This is a genomic window from Aeromonas sp. SER, assembly GCF_038739615.1.
GTDB classification, from domain to species: domain Bacteria; phylum Pseudomonadota; class Gammaproteobacteria; order Enterobacterales; family Aeromonadaceae; genus Aeromonas; species Aeromonas jandaei.
This window is the reverse complement of sequence record NZ_JBCGFC010000012.1, coordinates 1-25,268: the sequence shown is the minus strand read 5'-3', so window position 1 is coordinate 25,268 and position 25,268 is coordinate 1. Positions and strand designations below refer to the sequence as shown.

The 25,268-nt window shown below is 60.2% G+C and carries 27 protein-coding genes; 15 read left to right on the top strand and 12 right to left on the bottom strand.

Annotation, left to right across the window (positions count from 1 at the left end; genetic code table 11):
- Positions 1-5 precede the first annotated feature (5 nt).
- Positions 6-602, bottom strand: coding sequence for an NAD(P)H-dependent oxidoreductase (locus tag AAHA41_RS16785; protein ID WP_201914279.1), 597 nt, complete (start codon positions 600-602; stop codon positions 6-8).
- 95 nt (positions 603-697) lie between these two features.
- Positions 698-1,540 (bottom strand): LysR family transcriptional regulator, encoded by an 843-nt coding sequence (locus AAHA41_RS16780; protein WP_201914269.1) that lies wholly within the window; start codon positions 1,538-1,540, stop codon positions 698-700.
- Between the two features lie 143 nt (positions 1,541-1,683).
- Between AAHA41_RS16780 and AAHA41_RS16775 the strand changes: the two genes are divergently transcribed.
- The 6 genes from AAHA41_RS16775 (at position 1,684) to AAHA41_RS16750 (ending at position 9,727) form a co-directional block, all read left to right on the top strand.
- Positions 1,684-2,406 carry an SDR family oxidoreductase gene (locus AAHA41_RS16775; RefSeq protein WP_323069398.1) on the top strand — a complete coding sequence of 241 codons (723 nt, stop codon included), beginning with the start codon at positions 1,684-1,686 and terminating at the stop codon, positions 2,404-2,406.
- Between the two features lie 88 nt (positions 2,407-2,494).
- Positions 2,495-2,818, top strand: coding sequence for a hypothetical protein (locus AAHA41_RS16770; protein WP_323069396.1), 324 nt, complete (start codon positions 2,495-2,497; stop codon positions 2,816-2,818).
- A gap of 45 nt (positions 2,819-2,863) precedes the next feature.
- Positions 2,864-3,295 (top strand): DUF411 domain-containing protein, encoded by a 432-nt coding sequence (locus tag AAHA41_RS16765; RefSeq protein ID WP_042032277.1) that lies wholly within the window; start codon positions 2,864-2,866, stop codon positions 3,293-3,295.
- A 234-nt stretch (positions 3,296-3,529) separates the two neighbouring features.
- Positions 3,530-5,683, top strand: coding sequence for a S9 family peptidase (locus AAHA41_RS16760; RefSeq protein ID WP_323069392.1), 2,154 nt, complete (start codon positions 3,530-3,532; stop codon positions 5,681-5,683).
- A gap of 407 nt (positions 5,684-6,090) precedes the next feature.
- Positions 6,091-7,062 carry a TAXI family TRAP transporter solute-binding subunit gene (locus tag AAHA41_RS16755; RefSeq protein ID WP_323069390.1) on the top strand — a complete coding sequence of 324 codons (972 nt, stop codon included), beginning with the start codon at positions 6,091-6,093 and terminating at the stop codon, positions 7,060-7,062.
- Between the two features lie 106 nt (positions 7,063-7,168).
- A complete protein-coding gene (locus tag AAHA41_RS16750) occupies positions 7,169-9,727 on the top strand; it encodes a TRAP transporter permease (RefSeq protein WP_323069388.1) in 2,559 nt (852 codons plus the stop codon).
- A gap of 504 nt (positions 9,728-10,231) precedes the next feature.
- On the opposite strand, the gene AAHA41_RS16745 is transcribed toward AAHA41_RS16750, so the two are convergent.
- The gene (locus AAHA41_RS16745; RefSeq protein ID WP_323069386.1) at positions 10,232-11,479 is read right to left on the bottom strand and encodes a phospholipase D family protein; all 1,248 of its coding nucleotides are present in this window, start codon (positions 11,477-11,479) and stop codon (positions 10,232-10,234) included.
- A 90-nt stretch (positions 11,480-11,569) separates the two neighbouring features.
- Here AAHA41_RS16745 and AAHA41_RS16740 point away from each other — a divergent pair, with 90 nt between their 5' ends.
- Positions 11,570-11,746, top strand: a complete 177-nt coding sequence (locus AAHA41_RS16740; RefSeq protein WP_167335508.1) for a hypothetical protein — start codon at positions 11,570-11,572, stop codon at positions 11,744-11,746.
- On the opposite strand, the gene AAHA41_RS16735 is transcribed toward AAHA41_RS16740, so the two are convergent.
- The 3 genes from AAHA41_RS16735 to tatA all read right to left on the bottom strand — a co-directional run bounded on the left by AAHA41_RS16735 (position 11,724) and on the right by tatA (position 13,759).
- The gene (locus AAHA41_RS16735; protein ID WP_041209593.1) at positions 11,724-13,148 is read right to left on the bottom strand and encodes a lytic transglycosylase F; all 1,425 of its coding nucleotides are present in this window, start codon (positions 13,146-13,148) and stop codon (positions 11,724-11,726) included. The two genes, AAHA41_RS16740 and AAHA41_RS16735, sit on opposite strands and share 23 nt — an antisense overlap.
- Positions 13,149-13,277: 129 nt before the next feature.
- On the bottom strand, positions 13,278-13,580 hold the full coding sequence (locus AAHA41_RS16730) for a YfcZ/YiiS family protein (protein WP_033112596.1): 303 nt from the start codon (positions 13,578-13,580) through the stop codon (positions 13,278-13,280).
- Between the two features lie 17 nt (positions 13,581-13,597).
- Positions 13,598-13,759, bottom strand: a complete 162-nt coding sequence (gene tatA, locus AAHA41_RS16725; protein WP_104016448.1) for a twin-arginine translocase TatA/TatE family subunit — start codon at positions 13,757-13,759, stop codon at positions 13,598-13,600.
- Positions 13,760-14,033: 274 nt separating this feature from the next.
- Here tatA and AAHA41_RS16720 point away from each other — a divergent pair, with 274 nt between their 5' ends.
- Positions 14,034-15,017, top strand: coding sequence for a LysR substrate-binding domain-containing protein (locus AAHA41_RS16720; protein ID WP_071914057.1), 984 nt, complete (start codon positions 14,034-14,036; stop codon positions 15,015-15,017).
- On the opposite strand, the gene AAHA41_RS16715 is transcribed toward AAHA41_RS16720, so the two are convergent.
- Together AAHA41_RS16715 and AAHA41_RS16710 are read right to left on the bottom strand one after the other, a co-directional pair.
- Complete coding sequence (locus AAHA41_RS16715) at positions 14,990-15,589, bottom strand: YhgN family NAAT transporter (protein ID WP_041209591.1); 600 nt, start codon at positions 15,587-15,589, stop codon at positions 14,990-14,992. The genes AAHA41_RS16720 and AAHA41_RS16715 overlap by 28 nt on opposite strands.
- Positions 15,590-15,688: 99 nt before the next feature.
- A complete protein-coding gene (locus tag AAHA41_RS16710) occupies positions 15,689-15,934 on the bottom strand; it encodes a YecH family metal-binding protein (protein WP_323069382.1) in 246 nt (81 codons plus the stop codon).
- 210 nt (positions 15,935-16,144) lie between these two features.
- Here AAHA41_RS16710 and AAHA41_RS16705 point away from each other — a divergent pair, with 210 nt between their 5' ends.
- Positions 16,145-17,428, top strand: a complete 1,284-nt coding sequence (locus AAHA41_RS16705) for a dicarboxylate/amino acid:cation symporter (RefSeq protein ID WP_041209590.1) — start codon at positions 16,145-16,147, stop codon at positions 17,426-17,428.
- Positions 17,429-17,434: 6 nt separating this feature from the next.
- Here the strand turns inward: AAHA41_RS16705 and AAHA41_RS16700 are convergent, their stop codons facing one another.
- Together AAHA41_RS16700 and AAHA41_RS16695 are read right to left on the bottom strand one after the other, a co-directional pair.
- The gene (locus tag AAHA41_RS16700) at positions 17,435-17,749 is read right to left on the bottom strand and encodes a DUF2007 domain-containing protein (RefSeq protein ID WP_042032285.1); all 315 of its coding nucleotides are present in this window, start codon (positions 17,747-17,749) and stop codon (positions 17,435-17,437) included.
- A 9-nt stretch (positions 17,750-17,758) separates the two neighbouring features.
- Positions 17,759-18,661, bottom strand: a complete 903-nt coding sequence (locus AAHA41_RS16695) for a LysR family transcriptional regulator (protein WP_041209589.1) — start codon at positions 18,659-18,661, stop codon at positions 17,759-17,761.
- A gap of 96 nt (positions 18,662-18,757) precedes the next feature.
- On the opposite strand from AAHA41_RS16695, the gene AAHA41_RS16690 reads away from it, so the two are divergent.
- Together AAHA41_RS16690 and AAHA41_RS16685 are read left to right on the top strand one after the other, a co-directional pair.
- Positions 18,758-19,810: an HlyD family secretion protein gene (locus tag AAHA41_RS16690; RefSeq protein ID WP_323069379.1), complete on the top strand. Its 1,053-nt coding sequence runs from the start codon at positions 18,758-18,760 to the stop codon at positions 19,808-19,810.
- The gene (locus AAHA41_RS16685) at positions 19,810-21,363 is read left to right on the top strand and encodes a DHA2 family efflux MFS transporter permease subunit (RefSeq protein ID WP_323069378.1); all 1,554 of its coding nucleotides are present in this window, start codon (positions 19,810-19,812) and stop codon (positions 21,361-21,363) included. The genes AAHA41_RS16690 and AAHA41_RS16685 overlap by 1 nt, the downstream gene beginning before the upstream one ends.
- A gap of 79 nt (positions 21,364-21,442) precedes the next feature.
- Here the strand turns inward: AAHA41_RS16685 and AAHA41_RS16680 are convergent, their stop codons facing one another.
- The gene (locus AAHA41_RS16680; RefSeq protein ID WP_041209586.1) at positions 21,443-22,069 is read right to left on the bottom strand and encodes a lysoplasmalogenase; all 627 of its coding nucleotides are present in this window, start codon (positions 22,067-22,069) and stop codon (positions 21,443-21,445) included.
- Between the two features lie 188 nt (positions 22,070-22,257).
- Here AAHA41_RS16680 and AAHA41_RS16675 point away from each other — a divergent pair, with 188 nt between their 5' ends.
- Positions 22,258-22,401, top strand: a complete 144-nt coding sequence (locus AAHA41_RS16675) for a hypothetical protein (RefSeq protein ID WP_162182404.1) — start codon at positions 22,258-22,260, stop codon at positions 22,399-22,401.
- Positions 22,402-22,748: 347 nt separating this feature from the next.
- Here AAHA41_RS16675 and AAHA41_RS16670 read toward each other — a convergent pair whose 3' ends face one another.
- Positions 22,749-23,879: a fatty acid desaturase gene (locus AAHA41_RS16670; RefSeq protein ID WP_323069377.1), complete on the bottom strand. Its 1,131-nt coding sequence runs from the start codon at positions 23,877-23,879 to the stop codon at positions 22,749-22,751.
- 147 nt (positions 23,880-24,026) lie between these two features.
- On the opposite strand from AAHA41_RS16670, the gene fabR reads away from it, so the two are divergent.
- From fabR to AAHA41_RS16655, 3 genes are all read left to right on the top strand, one after another.
- Positions 24,027-24,647: an HTH-type transcriptional repressor FabR gene (gene fabR, locus AAHA41_RS16665; protein WP_033112608.1), complete on the top strand. Its 621-nt coding sequence runs from the start codon at positions 24,027-24,029 to the stop codon at positions 24,645-24,647.
- Between the two features lie 19 nt (positions 24,648-24,666).
- Positions 24,667-25,032: a YijD family membrane protein gene (locus AAHA41_RS16660; protein ID WP_042032290.1), complete on the top strand. Its 366-nt coding sequence runs from the start codon at positions 24,667-24,669 to the stop codon at positions 25,030-25,032.
- A gap of 97 nt (positions 25,033-25,129) precedes the next feature.
- Entirely contained in the window at positions 25,130-25,252 is a 123-nt protein-coding gene (locus tag AAHA41_RS16655; RefSeq protein ID WP_323069376.1) for a hypothetical protein, read from the top strand.
- Positions 25,253-25,268 lie beyond the last annotated feature (16 nt).

Sequence of the window (25,268 nt, the reverse complement as noted above, 5' to 3'; positions counted from 1 at the left end):
TTTCATCAGAGCACCTCCAGCAGATCGCGCAGATAGGGGCGGCTGGCCAGCAGCTCCGGCGTGAGTTGCTCGTCACGCAACGCCGTCAGCAGCTGGCGATAATCCTGACCGCAGCGGCGCAGGGCGGCGGGATCCTTGATCTTGTGGAACGAGTGGAGCACAAAGGGCGGCAACCAGTTCATGCCGCACAATCTGGCCGCCTGCTGAAAGGGCAGCAGAAAATCGAGCAGCGGCCGGCTGTTGTACCCCTCGCTGCAGTAAGACTCCGGCGCTCCGCCGGTGGTAATGGCGCTCAGCCACTGCTTGCCCTTGAGGGCATGAGCCTCGGGGCCGTAGGCGTAGCCATACTCCAGCACCAGATCCATCCACTCCTTCATGATGGCCGGGCAGGAGTACCAGTAAAACGGGTGCTGAAAGACGATGATGTCGTGCTCCGACAGCAGCGCTTGCTCCCGCTTAACATCGATGAACATGTCGGGATAGTGGTGGTAGAGATCGTGAACCGTGACCCCCTCCAATCCCTCAATCGCCTGCAACAGCTGCTTGTTGGCCCGCGAGCCCTGCAAGGCGGGATGGGAAAAAATAACCAGAATGCGTTTCATGACAACATCACCCGAACAAGCGCCAGAGCTGGCGCGATAAAAGAGAAAAGGGGTGTGACAGACGCATCGTAAAGATGCACAGGAAAGCGACCTTATCAGGAAGCACCGTGGCCTGCCAACTCGGGGATCAGCTCCCGCAGCGCCGGATTGAGGGTCTGATGAGCGGGGTAACAAAGCCCGATCCGGCGAAACATCCGCGGCCCGCTCACCGGCAAGGTACAGAGCCCCGCCTCATCCTCCACCAGCCCGTCCGGCAGAAAGCTGATGCCGACCCCGGCCAGCACCAGCGCCATCACCAACCCCTTGCTCTCGGCCTTGGCCACCAGATTGAGGGTAAGTCGGTCACAGGCCAGCAGACCTATGGTCTGTTGATGGGCTTCACAGGGCGGGCACTCAATAAAATCATAATGTTGCAGCTCGGCCAGCTCGATCCTCTCGCGACTGGCCAAGGGATGGTCGACCGGCACGCAGAGCACGTAATCCTCTTCCCAGAGCGGCAGAAAGATCTCGTCCTCCCGGCGCAGGGCGTCCAGCGTCAGCCGACAGTCGGCTGGCGTGCCGTAATCGGAGAGAGTGAGATCCAGCTCGGGCAGTACCGTCTGTACCCGTTGCAGCAACCCCGCCACCCGACGCCGGCTCAGGTCGGGCATGATGGCGATATTGAGCCTCGCACGCGTCGCTTTCTGGCGAAACAGCTCCGGCAGACGACGCGCCTCCTCCACCAGCTTGACCGCATGGGGATAGAGATAGTGGGCAGGATCGCGCGCCTCCACCCCCTTCTTGCCACGGATGAAGAGGCTGTCACCGAGCGCCTCTTCCAACTGACGCAGCCCAGCCGAGAGAGAAGGCTGGCTGACGTGGCAGCGTTCGGCCGCCGCCGTGATGTTCTTCTCTTCATAGATAGCGATGAAGAAACGCAGCAGTCGCAAATCCAGCATAAGTCCAACCATAGTTTTTTCAGATGATAACCAGCGGAAAACAATATTTATCACTTATAGATGCAGTGACTATAGTGACCCTGTTCCGCGCTGGCCAGCAGCTTGTTGGCTCAAACCGACTATCGAATCTGAAGGAAAAAATCATGTCCAAAGCTCTCGTCGTTATCACCGGTGCCTCTGCCGGGATCGGTGCCGCCATCGCCCGAGCCTTCTCTGCTGCCGGTCATCCGCTGCTGCTGCTGGCCCGTCGGGTCGAGCCGATGCAGGCACTCGGTCTGCCCAATACCCTCTGCATCGGGGTCGATGTGACCGACACCGCCGCCATGAAGGCCGCCGTCCAGCAGGCGGAAGCCAAATTTGGCCCGGTCGGCTGCATGGTCAACAACGCCGGCGTCATGCTGCTGGGTCAGGCTGACGTGCAGGATCCGGCCGAGTGGCAGCAGATGCTCAACATCAACGTCATGGGTGTGCTGAACGGCGTCCATGCGGTACTGGCCGGGATGAAGGAGCGCCGCAGCGGCACCATCATCAACATCAGCTCCATCGCCGGTCGCAAGACCTTCCCGAACCATGCCGCCTACTGCGCGACCAAGTTCGCCGTCCACGCCCTGACCGAGAACATCCGCGAAGAGGTGGCCGATGTCGGCGTGCGGATGGTGACCATAGCTCCGGGCGCAGTCGAGACCGAGCTGCTCAGCCACACCACTGACGAGAGCATCAAGGCCGGTTACCACGACTGGAAAGATCAGATGGGCGGCGTCATCACGCCGGAAGTGATCGCCGAGGCGGTGCTCTATGCCTGGAACCAGCCGGCAAATGTCTGCGTGCGCGAGATCGTGCTGGCGGCCACCCGTCAGCAACCTTAATCTGCGCTGACTGGTACTATGGGGAGGGCTTGACCCTCCCCGGGGGCACAGGGTTACCATGTGCCCCTTGTTATTTCCGAGTCACTCCATGGTTCTCACCCGTCGCCAACTCGCTCACGCCCGTCGCTGGCTCCCCCTGTGGAGTCTGGTGCTGGTGTTGATGTCGTTTGGCAGCTGGGCCGCAACCGACCTCTGTACCCTGACCACCCACTGCAGCCAGAGCGAACGCTCGCTGGAAAAAGCGATGCCCTGCGGCAGCTTCACCACGGCGCTCTCGATGACGCTGCTGGCCAGTGACAGCCTGACGGTGGCGGTGCTGGAACCGGATAGTCCCGACTTCTCCTCCCCCTCTCTCTATATGCCGGAAGCGCCGCTGGAGCGGCTCGAACGCCCCCCTCGCACTCAGGCCTGAAAGTCATCCCGTATCGGGCATCTTTTCTTTCATCTGAGGTGAGTTATGTACAAACCCCTGTTACTGGCCATGCTGGCCGGTACCGTCAGCTTTTCCGCCCTCGCGGCCGAGAAGATGACCGTCTACAAATCCAAATATTGTGGCTGCTGCCAAAGCTGGAACGAGCACATGGAGCAGAATGGCTTCGAACTGGAAGTCATCGAGACCGAGCAGCTCGGTGCAGTGAAACAGCAATACGGTATCGCGCCGGAACTGGCCTCTTGTCATACCGGCATCGTAAATGGCTATGTGATCGAGGGGCATGTACCGGCCGCCGACGTGAAGAAACTCCTCAAGGAGCGGCCTGCCATCCGCGGTCTGACCATTCCGGGCATGCCCCAGAGTGCGCCGGGCATGGATATTCCCGGCCAGCCCTACGAGGTATTGAGCATCAGCAACGAGGGCACGACCAGCAGCTGGTCGCGCTACCCGGGCTGACGACAACTGGCCATGAACCGGCACTCCACTATCATGTGAGGCACACCTGAGCGGACTCTTGTCGCTCATGGCCAGAGAAGGGGCCGCTATCGCGAGATGGCGGCCTTTTTTGTTTGCTTTTCCTTCAATAACAAGGGATTGCTTGCAACAATCGGCAACAAGGGGCAGATTTAACCCCAATTCATGGAGCCGATGCTCAGGTCTGCCAACCCTTTCCAGCGCCAAGGATGCGACATGTTTACCTTTTCCCGAGGAGTTCTGCTGCTAGCCTTTCTGACAGTTCTCCCCCCTACTTATGCCAATGAAGAGCCTGCCATGACGACACCTGACACCTCAATCCAGCCGCCCGTGGCCGCCAAACATCCCCGCACGCTGAAAAAGCACGGGGACACCCGGATCGACAACTACTACTGGCTGCGTGACGACCAGCGTCAGGCGCCGGAAGTGCTGCAATACCTCGAGGCCGAAAACGCCTACACCGAAGCCATGCTCAAGCCGACCAAGCCGCTGCGCGAGCAACTCTACAAGGAGATGGTGGCCCGCATACCCCAGCAGGATGAGTCGGTTCCCTATGTGAAGAACGGCTACCGCTACCAGACCCGTTATGAACCGGGCAAGGAGTACGCCATCTACTCCCGCACCAGGCTGGGAGAGGAGCAGGCACACCTGCTGCTCGACAGCAACCTGCGGGCCGAGGGGCACGAGTTCTATGCCCTCGGCGCCCTTGAGGTGAGTCGCAACAACCGCTGGCTGGCGGTGGCGGAGGATTATCTCTCCCGCCGCCAATACAAGATCCAGTTCCTCGATCTGGAGAGCGGCAAGTGGGCCGCCGACACGCTGGAGAACACCTCCGGCAATCTGGTGTGGGCCAACGACAACAAGACCGTCTTCTATGTGCGCAAGCACCCGCAGACCCTGCTCCCCTATCAGGTCTACCGCCACACGCTCGGTACGGATCCGGCCACGGACAAGCTGGTCTACGAGGAGAAGGATGACTCCTTCTACGTCAGCCTCTACGCCACCACCTCGGAAGATTTCATCGTCATCGCCCTCTCCAGCACTACCACCGGCGAAGCGCGGCTGATCGATGCCAACCTGCCGGAACACGCACCGCGCCTGTTCCTGCCGCGCAAGGTAGATCACGAATACAGCCTGGATCACTACCGCGGCCGCTTCTATGTGCGCTCCAACAAGGATGGCAAGAACTTCGGCCTCTACGAAACCAAGGAGAGCCCGGTCGATCGCTGGAAGCCGGTGATTGCCCCGAGCCCCGAGGTGCTGCTGGAGAGCTATGCCCTGTTCAAGGATTGGCTGGTGCTGGAAGAGCGCAGCAAGGGGCTGACCCGCTTGCGTCAGGTCAACTGGCAGAGCGGTGAGCAGAAGGAGATCGCCTTCGACGACCCTGCCTACGTCACCTGGCTCGCCTACAACCCGGAGCCGGATACCAGCGCCCTGCGTTATGGCTACTCCTCCATGACCACCCCCTCCTCTACCTATGAGCTGGACATGGCAACCGGCCAGCGCACCCTGCTCAAGCAACAGCCGGTGGCAGGCTTCAAGGCTGATCAATATGCCAGCGAACGGCTCTGGGTCACCGCCCGCGACGGCGTATCGGTGCCGGTATCGCTGGTCTATCGCAAGGACAAGTTCAAGAAAGGTCTCGCCGATTCGGCCAAGAATCCGCTGCTGGTCTATGGCTACGGCTCCTACGGCGCCAGCATGGATCCCGACTTCAGCAGTTCACGCCTGAGCCTGTTGGATCGCGGCTTCGTCTACGCCATCGCCCATATCCGCGGTGGCGAGGAGCTGGGTCGCCCCTGGTACGAAGATGGCAAACTGCTGAAAAAACAGAACACCTTCAATGACTTCATCGATGTTACCAAGGCACTGGTCGAGCAAGGCTACGGTGCCAGGGATCAGGTCTACGCCATGGGCGGCAGCGCCGGCGGTCTGTTGATGGGTGCCGTCATCAATCAGGCGCCCGAACTCTATCGCGGCGTGGTGGCGCAGGTGCCCTTCGTCGATGTGGTCACCACCATGCTGGACGAGTCGATCCCCCTCACCACCGGGGAGTATGACGAGTGGGGCAACCCGAACCAGAAGCGCTACTACGACTACATGAAGAGCTACAGCCCCTACGATCAGGTCAAGGCGCAAGCCTACCCCAACCTGCTGGTCACCACCGGGCTGCACGACTCCCAGGTGCAATATTGGGAGCCCGCCAAGTGGGTCGCCAAGCTGCGCGAGCTGAAGACGGATGATAACAAGTTGTTACTGAATACCGACATGGATGCCGGCCACGGTGGCAAGTCGGGCCGCTTCAAAGCCTACGAAGATATCGCGCTGGAGTACGCCTTTATCCTGGATCTGGCTGCCCCGGCAAACTGATCTCATATGACGCTAGCCCTTGCCACGCAAGGGCTACAAAAGAAACCTTCCGCAACTCCCCACCCGACTCCCGCACAATTAATCCCCGATCAACAAATTAATGATCGGCATCAAACTTTTCGATATTAAACGCTGCTTTTTTGCCCTTTTGTTTGATTGTTGTTGGCGAGATGTGCTTAATCGAAGCCGTTACAACTTTTTCTTTGGCCCCTCAGGGGCCAAATTATCTTCTGCCGGCAGGACGCCGGTTATCTCACCGCAGGATGATGGTGGCTTTTTTGGGAGGGGGTAACAGCCCGACCTTTTCCTCGTACGAGGCCCTATCGGTCAGCCCGGCTCCCGCCGCAGGCTCGCCATAAATTCACTCGTGGAACGGGTGAGATAACTCAATGAAAAGGATGGAAAACATGAAAGGATTATCCCTGGCATGCGCCCTGTCGGCTGCTCTGGTCGGCGTATCGTTTGGTGGCCCGGTACAGGCGCAGGAGCGCTTCGTGACCATAGGCACCGGCGGCCAGACCGGCGTCTACTATGTCGCGGGCCAGTCGATCTGCCGCTTCCTCAATCGCGGCGCGTCCGATCACCAGATCAAGTGCAATGCCCCGGCCAGCGGCGGCGGTGTGGCCAACGTCAACGGCATTCGCAGCGGCGAATTCAACTTCGGCATCATGCAATCCGATCACCAGTTCAAGGCGATGAAAGGGCTGCCCCCCTTCCAGGCGGAAGGAGCCATGGATGACATGCGCGCCGTCTTCTCCCTGCAGAGCGAGGTGTTCACCATCCTGGCTCGCAAGGATGCCAAGGTCGCCGGCTTCGATGATCTCAAGGGCAAGCGGGTCAATATCGGCAACCCGGGCTCAGGCCAGCGCGACACCATGGAAGAGATCATGGCGGTCAAGGGCTGGCAGAAGGGCGACTTCGGTCTGGTTTCCGAACTCAAGCCGGCCGAACAGGCCTCCGCCCTCGGTGACAACAACATCGACGCCATGAGCTACTTCGTCGGCCACCCCAATGGCGCCATTCAGGAAGCCACCACCACCACTGACGCAGTGCTGGTGCCGGTCACCGGCGCCGAGATCGACAAGCTGCTGGCCGAGAAGAGCTACTACACCAAGGCTGAAATTCCGGGTGGCATCTACAAGGGCAGTGACCAGCCGACCCCCTCCATTGGTGGCAAGGCGGTACTCTCCACCAGCGCCAAGACCGACCCCGAAGTGGTTTACCAGCTGGTGAAGTCGGTGTTCGACAATCTGGATCGCTTCAAGCGCCTGCACCCGGCCTTCGCCGACCTCCAAGAGGCCGACATGATCAAGGTGGGGCTCTCAGCACCGCTCCATGAAGGGGCTGCCCGCTACTACAAAGAGCGCGGCTGGATCTAAGCGCGGACCCCGGGCCGCTGTCACTCTCACCGACCCCCGTCTGCCGCACCCCTGATTGCGGGGGCGGGTGTCGCTCTTGTTGTACTGGTGGGCACAAATTAACCCTATGCAAGACAAACAACTCTCTACCGAGGAGCTGATCGCCCAGGATGTGGGCGCACGGCTCCCTGCTGGTGCCATGGGTGGCATCATCACCCTGCTGGCGCTGGCCTGGTCACTGTTCCAGCTCTGGATCGCCTCGCCGCTCCCCTTCATGCTCGGCTTTGGCGTGCTCAATGACACCGAAACCCGCTCCATTCACCTCACCTTTGCCCTGCTGCTGGCATTTCTGGTGTTTCCGGCGTTTCGCACCTCACCGCGAGATCGGGTCCCCTTTAGCGATATCGCCCTCGCCCTGATCGCGGCCGGCGCGGCCTCCTACCTCTTCGTGATGTATCAGGCACTGGCCCAGCGACCGGGCAACCTCACCACCGCCGATCTGGTGACGGCCTGTATCGGCATACCTTTGCTGCTCGAAGCGGCGCGTCGTGCGCTGGGGCCGGCGCTGGCGGTCATCGCCATCGTCTTTCTCACCTACAGTCTGGCGGGCTCCTGGATGCCGGGGCTGCTGGCCCACCGCGGAGTGAGCTTCACTGCGCTGGCCAACCACCAGTGGATCACCACCGAGGGGGTTTTTGGCATCGCCCTCGGCGTCTCCACCAGCTTCGTCTTCCTGTTCGTGCTGTTCGGCGCCTTGCTGGAGCGGGCTGGTGCCGGCCACTACTTCATCCAGCTCGCCTTCAGCCTGCTGGGTCACCTGCGCGGCGGCCCGGCCAAGGCGGCGGTAGTTGCCTCCGGCCTCACCGGCCTCATCTCCGGCTCCTCCATCGCCAACGTAGTCACTACCGGCACCTTCACCATTCCCATGATGAAACGGGTGGGGTTCTCGAAAGAGAAGGCGGGCGCGGTTGAAGTGGCCTCATCGGTCAACGGCCAGATCATGCCGCCAGTGATGGGGGCCGCGGCTTTCCTGATGGTTGAATACGTGGGCATCCCCTATGTGGAGATCATCAAGCACGCCTTTCTGCCTGCGGCCATCTCCTACATAGCGCTGCTCTACATCGTCCATCTGGAGGCGCTCAAGCTCGGCATGCAGCCCATCGGCAACCATCAGCCGAAACCCTGGCTGCACCGTCTGACCGGCTTTGCCTTTGGCGCGGCCCTCATCAGCGGACTGTCGATGGCGGTCTACTATGGCTTGGGCTGGCTCAAACCGGCGCTGGGCGACTATGCCCTGCCCGGTATCGGCCTGCTGCTGGCCATCGCCTATCTGGGTCTGCTGAAGATCGCAGCCAGCAATGACCCCCTGCCGGCGGAAGATCCGGACAAGCCCCTTGAAGAGTTGCCCAACACCCGTACCGTGCTGCTCTCCGGCCTTCACTTCCTGCTGCCGGTGGTGGTGCTGGTGTGGTGCCTGATGGTGGAACGCCTCTCGCCCGGCCTCTCCGCCTTCTGGGGCACGGTGATGCTGGTGATTATCCTGCTGACCCAGCGACCGCTGCTTAACTGGCTGCGCCGCGACGGCAAGCACGACTATGGCACCTTCAACGACGGCATGGTCGATCTGCGCGAGGGACTGGTTGCCGGTGCCCGCAACATGATCGGCATCGGTATTGCGACCGCTACGGCGGGGATCATAGTCGGTGCCGTCTCCCAGACCGGCGTCGGGTTGGTACTGGCAGATCTGGTGGAGATGCTCTCCATGGGCAATCTGCTGCTGATGCTGCTGCTGACCGCCCTGCTCAGCCTGATCCTCGGTATGGGGCTGCCGACCACCGCCAACTACATAGTGGTCTCCAGCCTGCTGGCACCGGTAGTGGTGACCCTCGGGCAGCAGAACGGGCTGATCGTGCCGCTGATCGCGGTGCATCTGTTCGTCTTCTACTTCGGCATCATGGCCGATGTGACGCCACCGGTGGGTCTGGCCTCCTTTGCGGCAGCGGCCGTGTCAAAAGGGGATCCCATCCGTACCGGTCTCACCGCCTTTTATTACAGCCTGCGCACCGCAGCGCTGCCATTCCTCTTCATCTTCAATACCGACCTGCTGCTCATCAACGTGGACTTCGCCCACGGGGTGCTGATCTTCATCGTGGCCACCATTGCCATGCTGATCTTCGCCGCGGCGACTCAAGGTTATTTTCTGGTGAAGAGCCGCTGGTACGAGAGCATCCTGCTGCTGCTGGTCGCCTTTACCCTGTTCCGCCCCGGCTTCTGGATGGATCTGGCCCACGATCCCTATCGCCAGACACCGCCTGCCCAGCTGGCCCAGACCATGGGTGAGGTGGAAGCGGAGAGCCCCCTGCGCGTCCGGCTCATGGGAGAGGATGCGGTCGGCAAGCCGCGTCAGTTCACCCTGCTGGTGCCCGTACCGGAAGGGGCCACGGGTGAAGAGCGGCTGGCCAATCTGGGGCTCACCCTCTATGAGCAGGATGGCAAGACGCTGATCGACAGCGTCGCCTTCGGCAGCCCGGCCGCCGCCATGGGGTTGGAGTTCGATCAGGAGATCCTGGCGGTCAAGGCGCCAACCGACCGCTGGCGCAAAGAGCTGATGTGGATCCCGGGCTTCCTGCTGTTTGGCGCCATCGTCTGGTTGCAGCGCCGCCGCGTGGCGGTCAGCGCAAGCTGATGGATTCCCGCATCTGCATGAGAAATGAGAGAGGGCCGCGACAGCGGCCCTCTTTTTTGAAGCGCTGATACCAGGGGATAACCCCCGCCTTCAGCCAGAAAAAAAGTGGGGTGACATATCCATGTCACCCCCTCGCAAATAAGCATGTTCCATATTGGAATCCGGTCGTCGCGGGCGCCTCTCCGAACCTCCCGAAAGTTCGCTACCCATCAGAAGTCAGCGCCAGTTGCAGTGATACAAGTGACCAGCAACCCGTTACAACCCTCTTCCACACGGCAGCAAGCCACCGTGTTTGTCCTTGCAACTGAAATATTACGCAGAAAAACAAAATAAAAAACGATTTTATGCCCAATCCATTCACATGCCGGTACAAAAAACAGCCTTATCACCACCATGAACTGGTTATAAAACAGTTAGATAGACTCTCTTATGGCTATTCACCCGCGATGTGCATCGGCAAAGACCTACACACCTTTGCGAGATCTCGCACAAAAAATGGCCAGTTCACAACCAGCGATGTAGTGGCAACCAGTCGCTGAGCCTGGCAACCAGACGCCGTGACCACCCTTCCGCTTTGCGTGGTTCACCCTGTCCTTGCCACTGCAACAACCACGCCTGCAACTGCTTGCAGATGGGCGCACACTCCAGCTGCAGCATCAGTTCGGTATTGAGAAAGAGCGAGCGGGGATCGAGGTTGAGGCTGCCAAACAGGGCGCGATCCTCTCCCAACAGGATCAGTTTGGCGTGCAGGCTGCTTTGCCCCTGATCAAACTCGTACAACCGGATCCCCTGACGCAGCAACCAGCCCCTGTGACGCTGGTAGGCCCCGTGCACCAGCGGCACATCCGTGCTGGCCAGCGAGTTGGTGAGGATCTCAATCACCACACCCTGCCGACGCAACCGCTGCAAACGGCGCCGAAAACCGCCCGTTAGGATCAGATAGGGAGTCACCATGCGGAGCGTGGAGGGAGCATCCGCCAACTGCCGCCAGAGCTGGCGAGCGGTCACCGGGCGGGAAACCAACCCTTTGCCGGGCCGGTCAAACCAGACCTCGGCCCGACCGTTATGCCACACAAGCGCAGGCTCGTTGCCGTCAAACAGGGAGACAGGCAGATCATAAACGGCAGCGACCGCGGGATCCGCCATGGTGAGGAGGAAATCGTTGACCACACGAATTTCGGCGGGCTGCAATCTGCGGCGCAAGAGATGGCGGATAGGGTGGCTCCAGCGGCTCTGCCAGAACTGGGCAAACCCCGCCGCCATCTGCTCGCAAATGGCCCCCTGACAGGCAAGATCGAGATCCACGAAAGGAGCTTCCGGGTCCAGCCCGAAATATCGATCACCAATATTGCGGCCACCGATAAGCGCCAGCTTGCCATCCACCAGCAGCAGCTTGTTGTGCATCCGGTGATTGATGCGGCGAAAGGTGAAGAGCCCCTCCAGCAGCAGGGCCAGCGGCCGCCAGCCCCTTAACCAGAAGGGGTTGAACAGCCGCACCTCGATACCGGGATAGTGAGCCACCATCTCCAGAAAGCGGTTGTCCCCGGCATAGAGGTCATCTACCAGCAGCTGCACCCTGACTCCGCGCCGGGCGGCATGGAGCAGCTCGCCCAGCAGCAGCTTGCCGCTGCTGTCCTCCTCCCAGCTGTAATACTGCGCCTGGATCTGCTCGCGGGCGGAGCGGATCCACTGGCTGCGCACCTTGAGCGCCAGGGCCGGGTCGTCGATCAGGGCAAAGGATCCGGGGATCATCTTGTCATCCTGCTGTCATGGCCAGGTGTCATAACGCAGCAAGCCTCTTCGTATATCGACACTTTTCGTATCTCGAAACAGGGAGTTGCTATGGAACTGCACGATACCCCTATGCTGCGCTATCTGGGCCAGCTCCACCAGCCGGATCAAACACCCGGCACCGAGTCGGCCCACTGGTTCTTGCTGCACAGGGATGGTGGCTGGCCGCTACCGACCACGCCGGAGGCTCAACCGGTCAATCGGCTCATGGCTGAGCCGCTTCGATAGCCGCAGCCTTGCCCTCGATCTGGGGCAGGCTGAAGCGATAGCCAACATAGTACTTGTAGATGGTACCGACATAGTTGATCGGCCCCTGCCCCACCTCGTTGGCCACCAGCTGATCCACGTTGCCGAACCAGACATTGGGATCCAGCCCCAGCTTGCCCGCCTTGTCCCGCAAGGCCTGAACCCGGTTCGGCCCGGCATTGTAGGCCGCGAGCGCAAAGAGGTGACGGTTGAGCAGATCCAGATTTGGATCGTTGAAGTAGGTATCGAGGATCAGGCGCAGATAACGGCAGGCCGCCTCGACGTTGCCATCCAGCGTCGTCAGTCTGGCCCCCGTGATATTGACCTCGCGACCGGTGCTGGGCAGCAGCTGCATGATACCGACAGCCCCCTTCTCGGAGCGGATAGCGGGGTTGAGACCGGACTCCTTGTATGCCAGCGCAGCCAGCATCAGCCAGTCCAGCTCATACTGCTTGGCATACTTCTCCAGTACCTTGCGAATGGTTGCCAGCCGTCCCATGGGGTCAGGTGCCAGTATGTTGCTCATCTGGTCGCTGCGCGCCAGCAGGCGGCGCAGGGTCATGTCGCTATAGAGACTGTTGCGACTGGCCCCCGCCAGATAGCGGTTGACCGCTTTGAGCAGGTCCGGGCTGTTCTTGCGCAGCGCCCAGGCACTGGTGCCCTTGCTGCGCAGGGGGATCAGCTTGTGCGCCTTGAGGCCGGAGATCATCCCCCCCAGCCAGATCCGCCCCTTGTAGCTGTCGGTCACCGTCAGCGGAATGATGCCGGCCGCCACCATCTCCAGCAGATCGCCATCCTGCAGATACTCGGGCACCGTCTCGATATAGACAGGAGGCAGCCCCAACTCGCGAAACAACCAGTTGAGCTGGCGCAGACTCTCGCAATAGCTGGAGCTAGCGCGCACCCAAACCCGCCGGCCGGAGAGCTGGGTAATGCGGTTGAAGGCGGGCAGCGTGTTCTGGCTGACCACCCACTCCTCGATGGAGGAGATCAGCGGCCGGGAGAAGGTCACCTGTTCGCGCCGGGTGGGAGTCACAGTCATGTTTGCAGCCACCAGATCGCCGCGCCCCTCCGCCAGATAATCGAGCAGCTTGTCCTGCCGAACCGGGATATAGACCACCTTGAGCGGCACCTTCTCCCTGGCAAGATAGGTCTTGTTCAGCCAGCGCTCGAACCCTTGCAGCTGATTGACCAGAATGCCGTACTGGGCACCCTTGTCGAGGAAATAGAAACCGCGCTCATAGACCACCAGAGCCCTGAGCTCGCGCTTTTGCAAAATGGATTCGAGATCCCCGGGTTGGGGAAGACGCTGAGGCTTGAGATCGGCCGCCAGCAAGGGGAGAGACCAGAGAGCCAGCAGGCCCCAGATCCAGTGCCGCATCATGATGTTGTCGCCTTCTGTTGGCCGACTCGCGCCGGGCAAAACCGTCTGTGGGATAGAGTAACTATAGAACGCAGACCCACAGCAGAAGGGTCAACACGGCAGGACCAGCCTGCCGCGTCATCAGAGGGCTCAGATAGAGCGGGCCCGCATTTCGAAGATCAGTTTTTCGGCGGTGCAGGTAAATTGCAGGCGGGCTTTCAGGATCACGCCGTTGGCGCCCTGGGTCAGTTCACTGCTGCTCTTGGCTTCGGCAGTCACCTGCTTGGCCAGCGCTTCATAGGCAGCCAGCTTGGCACGGGCATCAGCCTCGGCAGCGGCTTCGATCACCAGTTCCATCACATCATCGCCTTCACCGATGATGGTGCCGATCTCGGCAAAACAGCCACAGCTGTCGCAGGTTTCGTTCAGTTCAACTTTCTCGTCAACAGACATACTTTTACTCCTACTGCTTATTTCGGATGACTCTCATCGTCACGCATGGCTTTACGAAAATCCCTGATGGCGGTTCCCAGATCCTCACCCGCACTGGCCAGACGCTTGCTACCAAACACCAGCACAACCACCAACAAGAGGATCAACATGTGCCAGATATGAATTCCACCGAGTCCCATAGGGATGCTCCTCAAAGAGAGATATCTATCAGTTGTATCAAAACAGAGCGCAAGAATTGTTGGGCAAAATCAAGGCGGGTGCAAGTGAGCAAATAAATCACTACAAAAAATAGGGCGACCCGAAGGTCGCCATATTGATTGTGCTACGTGTCCCCTCAACCGCTACATCCTGTACCAGTGGTTCATGCGAACCTGAGACCATTCGAGGATAAGATCGCCAAGATATGAAAACAAATGGTATAAATTCATCTTAGAATTGAAGGGGATTCATATCATGCTGCTGGAACAACTGGGTCGCATCGACCTCAATTTGCTGATTATCCTGCAGGTTCTGCTGGAGGAGCGCAACGGCAGCAAGGCCGCCAGACGACTGCACTTGAGTCAATCCGCCGTTAGCAAGGCGCTCGGCCGGCTGCGGGAAACCTTCGACGATCCCCTCTTTATCCGCTCCGCCTACGGGCTGGAACCGACCCCCCGTGCACTGGTGCTGCAACAGCAGCTGCAACCCATCCTGCTGTCGCTGGACAACCTGATCCAGCCGCCGGAGTTCGACCCGGCCAACTCGGATCGGGAGTTCGTCATCGCCAGCATGGACAGCGCCTTCACCCTGTTTGCCCCGCTCTACCTGAGCGAACTGAAGCGACAGGCCCCGAGATTGCGGCTGCGCTATGAGGAGTGGACCGAGAACAGCCTGACCGAGATGAGCCAGGGGCAGGTGGATATCGCCTTCACGGTACGGGAGAACTGTATCGACTCCGACTACCGCCTCGATACCCTGCCCGGCAGCATCTGCCAGCGACTGCTCGCCATCGATGGCCTCACCTGTCTGGTGCAGCAGCACCACCCCGCCCTGCAGGAGCCACGCTGGGATCTCGACCACTACCTCAGCTATCCCCATGTCCAGACCTACTGCGAAGGGCGGGATCGCTGGATGCTGGATCACAAGCTGGCAGAGCACGATCTCTACCGGCGTATCGAGGCGAGTGTTCCCTCATTCGAAGCAGCGCTGCGGATGGGCATGCACTCCGATATGATCGTCACCCTATCCAAGCTCTATGCCCGTCACGCGACCCAGGTCTACCCACTGTTGCAACTGCCGCTACCCATCGAGCTGGACAGCATCTCGCACCTGCTCATTTGGCATCAGCGTCATGAGGAAGATCCCGGCCATCGCTGGCTGCGGGAAACCCTGCTGACCCTGATCCTGAGTCAGCTGGAGTCACGCGCCGATCAAGGGGTGCCCGTTACCTGCAAGTAGTGGTGAACCCCGTCCAGCAGCATCTGCACGGAGATCATCACCAGCAGCATCCCCATCAGCCGCTCCACCGCAGTGAGTCCACGCTCACCCAGCAGCTTGTTGAATACCTCGTAGAACATCAGGATCACTGCGCTGGCGGCCCATGCCATGAAGAGCGCCAGCGACCAGTCCACCATGCGGGTGGGCTCCTGATTGGCCAGCAGCATCAACGAGGCGAGGATCGAGGGGCCGGCGATCATCGGGATCGCCATCGGCACCAGGAAAGGCTCCTCGCCCGCCGCCAGTCCGGTCACCCCCCCTTCACTCGGGAAGATCATCTTGATGGCGATCAGGAACAGGATGATACCGCCGGCAATGCTGACCGCTTCCTGTCGCAGGTTGAGGAAGCCGAGGATCTGCTGACCGACAAAGAGGAAGAGCATCATGATGGCCAGCGAGAAGAGCAGCTCGCGGATCATCACCTTGCGCCGCCGCTTGGGATCGATATGGCGCAGGATGGAGAGGAAGACCGGCAGGTTGCCCAGCGGGTCCATGATCAGAAACAGCATGACTGCGGCAGAAAAAGTATCCATACAACGCCCGGGCTACGCCTTGAATTGGGAAATGGGAGGGGGCGAAATATAGCAAAGGGCGAGAAGTTGAGCGAGCGCCATCACGCGCTCGCCAGGGGGTTAGCCGTGATTGCAGATCTTGTCGGCTCGGGTCTGGAAACCCTCACCTGCTTCGATGAACTTGCCGCGAGCGGCCAGGAAGTCGATCAGCTCTTCGGCATCCATCTCGCGGGCGCTGCAGGTATGAAAACGGGCATCGGCACCAAACCGCTGCGCCATCGCCTGCTTGAGGCTGGCACGGGTAAATTGACCATCCTGTTCCAGCATCATCTCCATCACTTCGTGACCATGTACCGATTGCGACATCTTGCACCTCAATAATGAACATATTTAATGTCAATTAAATCCTCTCCCGCCCGGAGGGATCTTGATATAGGCCAATAAATAACGGATTACCCTGCTGCGAGAGTGGCCAGCGACGCCGCTTTGTCGATAATGTGGCAACCCACTGCAGGGCTCGCTACACTAGCGCCCCATTTTTGGTCACCGCAGACATTTGATAAGGATATTGGCGCCATGCTGTTCCATGGAGAGGCAAGCAAACCCTGGCAGATCTGGACCCGTCGCCCGCTCTGGCTCAAGACCCTGATCGGCATGCTGACCGGGGTTGCCCTTGGCGTCGGCTTCGAGGAGCAGGCTCAGCTGCTCAAACCCATCGGCGTGCTCTTCGTCAACACCATCCAGATGCTGATGGTGCCCCTGATCTTCTGCTCGGTTATCGCCGGTCTCACCTCACTGCTCAAGGGCAAGGCGCTCGATCGTATAGGTATCAAGGCGAGCTGCCTCTACCTCTGCTCCACCGCCATCGCCATCTGCATCGGCCTGATGATGGGCTGGCTGCTGGAACCCGGCATGGGTGCCGACATGGGCCCTTACCAACGACCCGGCATGACCACACCACCGACTCTGGCCAGCGTGCTGAGCCATCTGGTACCGAGCAATCCGGTCGAGGCGATGGTGGACAGCAAGATCCTGCAGGTGATCGTCTTTGCCGTGGCGCTGGCGGTGGCACTCAATGCCTGTGGCCGCCGCGGTCGCCCCGCGATCCTCTTCTTCACCTCGCTGGCGGAGGGGATGTTCAAGCTGACCCAGATGGTGATGGCGCTGGCCCCGTACGGGGTCTGTGCCCTGATGGCCTGGATGACCAGCAAATATGGCATCGACCTGCTGCTGCCCCTGCTCAAGGTAATCGGCGCCGTCTATCTCGGTTGTCTGCTCCATGTACTCGGGGTCTACAGCACCCTGCTGCTCCTGTTGGCACGGCTCAACCCGATCCACTACTTCAAGAGCATCGTCGATGCCCAGGCGGTGGCCTTCACCAGCAGCTCCAGCAGCAGCACCCTGCCCATCAGCCTCGCCTGCGCCGAGAAGCGGCTCGGGGTCTCACCCGCCATCACCGCCAAGGTGCTGCCCATCGGCGCCACCATCAACATGGATGGCACGGCGCTCTATCAGGGGGTCACGGCCCTGTTTGTGGCACAGGCATTCGGCGTGGATCTGCATCTGGTGGACTACCTGACCATCATCAGCATCGCCACCCTGGCCAGTATCGGCACCGCAGGCACTCCTGGCACCGGGTTGATGCTGCTGACGCTTACGCTGACTGCGGTCGGACTGCCGCTGGAAGGGGTTGCACTGATTGCGGGGATTGACCGGGTGCTCGACATGGCGCGCACCGCGGTCAACGTCTCGGGGGATATTCTGGTTTCCGTACTGATCGCCCGCAGCGAAAATGAGCTGGATCTGGCGACCTATCACGATGAACACGCCGGGGAAGATATCGACGTCCCCCTGCGCTAGGGAGGATCAGTTGTCGTGGGGATCGTGATGGCAGCGCCAGCACACTTCGAAGTTGGCGCCGTTCTCCTCCCCGCACTGACCGCACAGCCAGCCGTTACCCTGGCGCTGCTGATAGCGTTCGATCACCCGCCCTGCCTTGCTGCGATCCTCGGCGCGTACCATCAGGGTCACCTGCAGCAGATCCGCCGCCAGCTCGCCAAAAGCCCCTGACAGACCGTCGCCATTGAGGCGTACCGGCACCCCTTCCGCCTCCAGCGCCCCTTTGAGAGCATGAGCCTCCAGAGTGTGAGAGGCGCGATAGAGATTGATCCAGTTATCCATAGCTCCCCCTTACAGCAGCTTGTCGATGCCGAACTCGGCCCCGTTCTCCACCATGAAATCGATGAACGCCCGCAATTTACGCGGCATAAGTTGTCGCTCCGGAAACAGCAGGTAGATCGACACCTTGGGTTGCTGCCACTCTGGCAGCACCGCGACCAGCTCGCCGCTGGCCAGCTCCTCCTGACAGAGCATGGCCGGGATCGAGGCCAGTCCGAGACCCGCCTTGGCCGCCTCGCGGGCACAGGTAATATTATTGACCCGAAAACGGGAGGGAGGGTCAACCAGCACCTCTTTGCCATCCAGCTCGAAGCACCAGTGGGAAGCGAGAAAGCCGTTGCTCACCGTCACCCGCTCATGGTTGGCCAGATCCTCCGGCCGCTTGATCGCCGGGCTGCGCGCCAGATAGGCCGGACTGGCACAGAGCAGCTTCCCGGTGCTCCATAGGCGGCGTGCGGCCAGATTGGAATCGCTCATATCGCCGATCCGCACCACCGCATCCAGCCCTTCGCTGATGGGGTCAACCACCCGGTTGGTCAGCTCCAGCTCCACCTGCAGGCCGGGATAGGCCTGTAAAAACTTGGCGACCAGGCGCCCGACCACCAACTGACCCGTCTCTATGGGCACGGCCATCTTGAGAGTGCCGGTCACCTCTTGCTGGCTGGCGCTCAACATCAGCTCCGCTTCCGTCAATGCCTCCACCGCCTTGCTGCAGTGCCGATAGTACTTCTCCCCCTCCTCGGTCAGGGTGAGCTGACGGGTGGAGCGATAGAGCAGCCGCACCCCGAGCCGCTGTTCCAGCTCGGCAATCCGCCGGCTGACCATCGCCTTGGTCATGCCCAGCTCCTGGGCTGCGGCAGTAAACGAGCCCTTGTCGACAATTCGTACCAGAATTAACGCAGCATTTAGGTCCATTGTTGCACCTGTGAAACTGTATATCTCGTGAACCAATACTAATCGAAACAGTCGAGCAGTGTTAGCCTGCGCCCCTTACGTTCAGGAATCTCCAAAATGAGTCAACACAAGAAAATCCCTCTCCTGGCCGCCATGATCCTGGCCCTGCTCGCTCTCCTCTTCTCCGCCTACTGGTATCTCCATGGCCGCTATTTCGAGAGCACCGATAACGCCTATCTCCAGAGCGAGGTAACCGGGATCAGCTCCAAGCTGCCCGGCTATATCAGCGAAGTGCTGGTGACCGACAACCAGCCGGTCAAAGCAGGCCAGCTCATCGCCCGCCTCGATGATCGCGAATACAAGACCAAGGTCGCGGAGGCCGAGGCCGATCTGCGCCTCAATCAGGCAACCGCCGAGAATCTGGCCGCGACCCGCATCCAGCAGCTGAGCCTGATCCAGCAGGCCGAAGCCAAGGTTGCCTCCGCCAAGGCCGAGCAGCTGCGCGCCAGCCAGCAGGTAAACCGGATCAGCCAGCTCAACCAGCGCCACTACAGCTCGCAAGACAGTCTGGATGAAGTGCGGGCTGGTCTGCAGGTCAATCAGGCACAGGCACAAGAGGCCAAGGCCGCCCTGCAGGCCGCCCGCGAACGGCTGCTGGTACTTGATGCCGAAGCCAAGCAGAATCAGGCCAAGTTGGCCCTGAGTGAAGCACAGCTGGATCAGGCCAGGCTGGAGCTCGGCTACACCGAGCTGCGGGCACCAGCCGATGGCATCATCGGCAAGCGCAGCCTGCGGGAGGGGCTCTACGTCCAGTCCGGCATGCAGGTCGCCAGTCTGGTGCCGCTGCAACAGGTGTGGGTCGAGGCGAACTTCAAGGAGACCCAGCTCGCCCATATGCAGCCCGGCCAGAAGGTCGAAGTGGTGCTTGATGCCTATCCGGATCAGCCAGTCGAGGGGGTCATCGACAGTCTGGCGCCAGCCACCGGTGCCAAGTTCGCCCTGCTGCCACCGGAGAATGCCACCGGCAACTTCACCAAGATTGTGCAGCGGGTACCAGTCAAAATCCGTATCCCCGAGCCGGGTCAGCTCGCCGGCAAGCTGCTGCCGGGTCTCTCCAGCGAAGTGACGGTAGATACCCGTACTCCTGATGCCATGACGGCCGCCAACTGATGGAACCCATTCCACGTCGCCACTGGATCGCGGTCATCGGCGGCCTTATCGGCGCCTTCATGGCCATCCTCGATATCCAGATAACCAACGCCTCCCTGAAGGACATTCAGGGGGCGCTCTCTGCCACCCTGAGCGAAAGCTCCTGGATCTCCACCTCCTATCTGGTGGCGGAGATGATCGCCATCCCCCTTAGTGGCTGGCTGAGCCGGGGGCTGAGCGTGCGCCGCTACCTGCTGTGGACCACGGGCGCCTTTATCGTCTCCTCCGTGCTCTGCTCCTTCAGCTGGAACCTCACCAGCATGATCGTCTTCCGGGCAATGCAGGGCTTCACCGGCGGGGCACTTATCCCGATGGCCTTCTCCCTCATCGTCACCCTGCTGCCGCTGCAGAAGCGGGCTACCGGCATGGCGCTGTTCGGTCTCTGTGCCACCTTCGCCCCGGCCATCGGCCCAACCCTCGGCGGCTGGCTCACCGAGCAGATGTCGTGGCACTACATCTTCTATCTCAACGTCCCGCCGGGACTGCTGGTGATGGCCATGCTGGCGCACGGGCTGGACAAGAAGGCGGTGGACTGGGAGGTGATCAAGCGGGTCGACCTTATCGGCATCGTCACCATGGCGCTTGGTCTGGGCGTGCTGGAGGTGGTGCTGGAGGAGGGTAACCGGGAGGACTGGTTCGGCTCGACCTTCATCGTGCGCCTGACCATCATCTCGGTCGTCTCGCTGGTCTTCTTCGTCATCAGCCAACTGCTGCGCCGCCACCCGCTGGTCAACCTGCGGCTGCTGCACAACCCGCGCTTTGCCCTCGCCTGTTTTGCCTACCTGATCCTCGGGATGGCCTTGATGGGCTCTATCTATGTACTGCCGCTCTACATGACCCAGATCCACAACTACAACGCGCTGGAGATTGGCGAAGTGCTGATGTGGATGGGGCTGCCCCAGCTGCTGGTGCTGCCGCTGGTGCCCAAACTGACCCACAAGGTCGATCCGCGCTATCTGGTGAGCTTCGGCTTTCTCATCTTCGCCGTCAGCTGCTTTATGAACGTCAACATGAGTGCCGACTATGCCGGGCCGCAGCTCATTCAGGCGCTCATCGTGCGGGCGCTGGGGCAGCCCTTCATCATGGTGCCGCTCTCTTTGGTCGCCACCGCCAGCCTGAGCCATGACGAGGTTCCCTCCTCCTCCACCCTGCTCAACGTGCTGCGCAACCTGGGTGGTGCCTTTGGTATCGCCATCATCGCGACCATGCTCGACAACGACACCCGTACCCATATGCTCCAGATCGGCAGTACCCTGCCCGCCAGCAGTATCGAGGGACAAACCTATCTGCTGCAGCTGGCCCAGAGCATGATGGCACAGGGGTCTGGCCCCGAGCTGGCCGAGCAGCAGGCGCACGCCATACTCGCCAACACCATCAACCGGGAAGCAGCCATCATGGCCTACAACCAGGTCTTCTACATCATGGGGATCTTCCTGCTGGTTGCCAGCGGTCTGATGCTGCTGCTCAAATCCCCCGCCCCGCGGGAAGCTGATGCCGAGCCGATAGAGGCGTGAAAAGCAGCCGGGAAATAAAAAGAAAAACGGGCCAACGCCCGTTTTTCTTTATCTGTTGCCTGCATTCAACTGCATGGCGTCATCCCGCCAGCGACCCCGCAATCAGGAACTGGGCGGCAAAGTAGCTGCTCATCACCCAAGCTCTGGCATGTGGGAAGGGGCGGCGGAAACGATCGAGCGCCAACATGCTGTCGGAGAAGAGGAACATCAGGGCACCAGCCAACGCCGCCGCACTGCCCGCGGTGAGCGAAGCGTGCCAGGCACCGGCAGCCACCCAAGCCATGCCAATAATCACCAACATGTAGCAGAAGACCGGGATCCGCATCTCCCCCAGCTTGCCCCACAACAGGCCAAACACCAGCGCGGCGATGAGCAGGAGCAGCAAGCCATCCACCAGATTGAGCACCAGCGGCCCCTGGGCAAAGCCGACTATGTAGCAGAGGTGCGCGACAAGAAATGCCGCCAAGCCCTGAATAAAGCGGTCGCTTGGCAGCATCAACAGCACATCGCCCGCCAGCGAGAGGCAGAGACCGAGCAGGATCCAGGCGTGGGAACCATCGTGGTCATAGCCCTGATAGCCAAACGCCAGCGCGATGATGAGCAGCATGGTCAGCGGCTTGCTGATATAGAACTGGCGGCTGTCTGAACCATAGGCGGCGCGGATGTGCCACCAACCGGAAGCGATGATCAAGAAACTCAATAACATGCCCTGCTCCTCACCCGTTGCTCGCTGTCATACGGCAACCGTTTTTATATCTGGGTGCAGGGTAACAAATTCCCCCACCGAGTGGCAGGGGGCGGATCAAAGGGTGAGACTAAGCCTAAAGTCTAATTGCCGCGCCATACCATTCAGGGCATAAGAGACGGGTCTGGAGGATCACCATGGAAGAAGCTATGAAAAACTATCTGCCCGCCATCGATATTATGATGTGCCATCTGGGGATCAGCTTTGAGCAGGCGTGTGAGCAACTGGGGCTCAGCCAGCAGGAGCAGCAGGCTCTGGATCAGTTGCAGCAACAGCAGAGCCAAGCCAACTAGCCCTCCCGTTATTGGATATCATGATGTGCCATCCGGGGATCAGCTTTGAGCAGGCGTGTGAGCAACTGGGGCTCAGCCAGCAGGAGCAGCAGGCTCTGGATCAGTTGCAGCAACAACAGAGCCAAGCCAACTAGCCCTCCCGTTATTGGATATCACGATGTGCCATCCGGGGATCAGCTTTGAGCAGGCGTGTGAGCAACTGGGGCTCAGCCCGCTGGAACAACAGACCCTGAGCCAGCTGCAAGAGCAGGATCACCCCGAATAAGTAGAGATGCTGGCGCCAAACCGGCGCGCAGGCTCAACCAAAGAGAAGACCGCCAAGTGGCGGTCTTCTCTTTTCTGCTTGTTCAGACAGGGGCTCTGGCAATACCTGCCAGCAGGCGACTCCAGTTGCGTTTGCTGGCGATGAAACCATCCCGCAAGGCGCGATATTCCAGCTGCACCTTGAGGCGGTCATAGCGCGCCAGCGCCTTGCGCTTGCGCAGCTCAAGCAGCCGCTTGCGACTGGCATAGTAGTGCTGCAACTGCTGACTCAGCTTGGCGTACTCCTCCTGCAGCAGTGCTTGCCACAGCTCGCGATCATCCTGTTTGACGAGCCTTGCCTGCGCCCGTTTGAGCTGCATCTCCAGCCTGGCCTGCTCGATGCGCTCCTCCGGCGATGAGCGCAGATCTCTCGCCAGCCCGCACCATGAGGCAAACCTGATCAGCCACTTGGTCGGATCAAACTGCCACCACTGGATACCGTTGCGGTAATCGTTCTCGAACAGATGGTGGAAATTGTGATACCCCTCGCCAAAGGTGAAAAAGGCCAGGATGCTGTTGTCGCGGGCAGTATTGCGATCCGTATAGGGCTGGCTGCCCCAGATATGGGCCAGCGAGTTGATAAAGAAAGTGGTGTGGTGCGTCATCACCATCCGCAAGACGCCCGCCAGCAACAACATGCCGAGCAGATCTCCGTGGATCAGACCAAACAGCAGCGGCAGGCCCAGATTGGTCGCCAGCACCAGCGCCAGATAGTGGCGATGCTGAAACCTGACCACAGGGTTGTTCTGCAAATCCCGCACATTGCTGTAATCACCATATTGTTCCCCCTGATACTCCCGCAGCATCCAGCCGATATGGGAGTACCAGAAGCCACGCCCCGCGCTATAGGGATCCTTGTCGTTGTCATCCACATGACGATGATGGCGGCGATGATCCGCCGACCAATGCAGCGCCGAGTTCTGCAACGCCAGCGCACCACCGATGGCAAACAGCCACTGCAACGCCGGATGAGCCTTGTAAGCCTTGTGTGACCAGAGGCGGTGATAGCCCGCCGTGATCGAGAGCCCGCTCAAACAGAACAGCAGCAGGAACGTGGCCCACTGCCAGAGATCGTAACCGTGGCTCATCCCATACCAGGGCACGGCAACCAGCGCCACCAGTCCGGAGAGAGAGAACAACAGGGTATTGGTGAGAATAATCGGGGGTCTAGCCATCTTCTTGCATCCTTTCAGCGAACAGCTGTTAGCCATTTTCCATGGCGACTTCACCAGGGTCAATGGTAAAAAAGTAGGATACAAACCTGATCCTGAGGCGCCTTCGGGTTATCATTTGTCCTCGTTAAGCTGAAGGTGACTGATTTCGTGGGTATTCGCGCTCAACAAAAAGAAAAAACCCGGCGTACATTGATCGATGCTGCATTCAGCCAACTGTGCGCCAACCGGAGTTTCTCCAATCTCAGCCTGCGGGAAGTGGCTCGTGAAGCGGGTATCGCCCCCACCTCCTTCTATCGCCATTTTCGCGATATGGAAGAGTTGGGCCTGACCCTGGTCGATGAGGGCGGTCTGACTCTGCGTCAGCTGATGCGCCAGGCACGCCAGCGCATTGCCGGTGGCGGCAGCGTCATCAGCACCTCGGTGCAGACCTTCATGGAGTTCGTCGAGAACAACCCCAATGTCTTCCGGCTGTTGCTGCGAGAGCGCTCCGGCACCTCGGCCGCATTTCGTCAGGCTGTCGCTCGCGAGATCCAGCACTTTATTGCCGAGCTGACCGATTATCTGGAGGCCACCACCCAGGCACCACGGGAAGATGCCTATATCCAGGCCGAGGCCATGGTTACCATCGTATTCAGCGCCGGTGCCGATGCGCTCGACATGACCAGTGAAGAGTGCCGGGCACTCTCCGATCGCACTATTCGCCAACTGCGGATGATTGCCATGGGCGCCGAGGTACAGAACCAGAAGCGCCGTGAGCCCCATCCATGACCACAGGACGGAGAACGATATGACTGAACAGCTTGTGATCCCCAAAAAACCGCTCGCCATGGCAATGCTGATCGGCATCTGTGGCGATGCGTCTCTGGCGGTGCTGACCAACGCGGTCGTACCCTTCTCCTTCTTCCCGCTGATCGCTCTCTGGCTGGCTGCCTATCAGCTGTTCCAGCACTATCGCCATGAACCCATGGTGGGCAATACCCCCATCTGTACCCTGCTCTGCTTCTTTATCGGCGCCTTCGGCCACTCGGCCCTGCTCAAGGTGCAATACCCGGAACTCGGCAGCAACTTCTTCTCTCTGATCATGATGCTGCTGCTGCTGGCGGTACTATCCATCAAACTGGGTCTAAGCATCGGCAAGAAAGAGAAACCCTGATTAGTCGACAAAGTGGTCACAATCACTTGATAGATAAAGAAAAGAGGCCTTCCCAACGGGAAGGCCTCTTTGTTTCCTCTACGCAGAATAATCCAGCATGACCATGCCGAGCAATCGCGGCATGGTGACCCTCGCCAAACGACTCGGCTTTACCATTGATGTCCAGATGGAGGAGGGGGTGGTCAATATGGCTCTTCCCTGTGGGGCTGTAGCCCAGTGATGGGGATGGGTGGCTG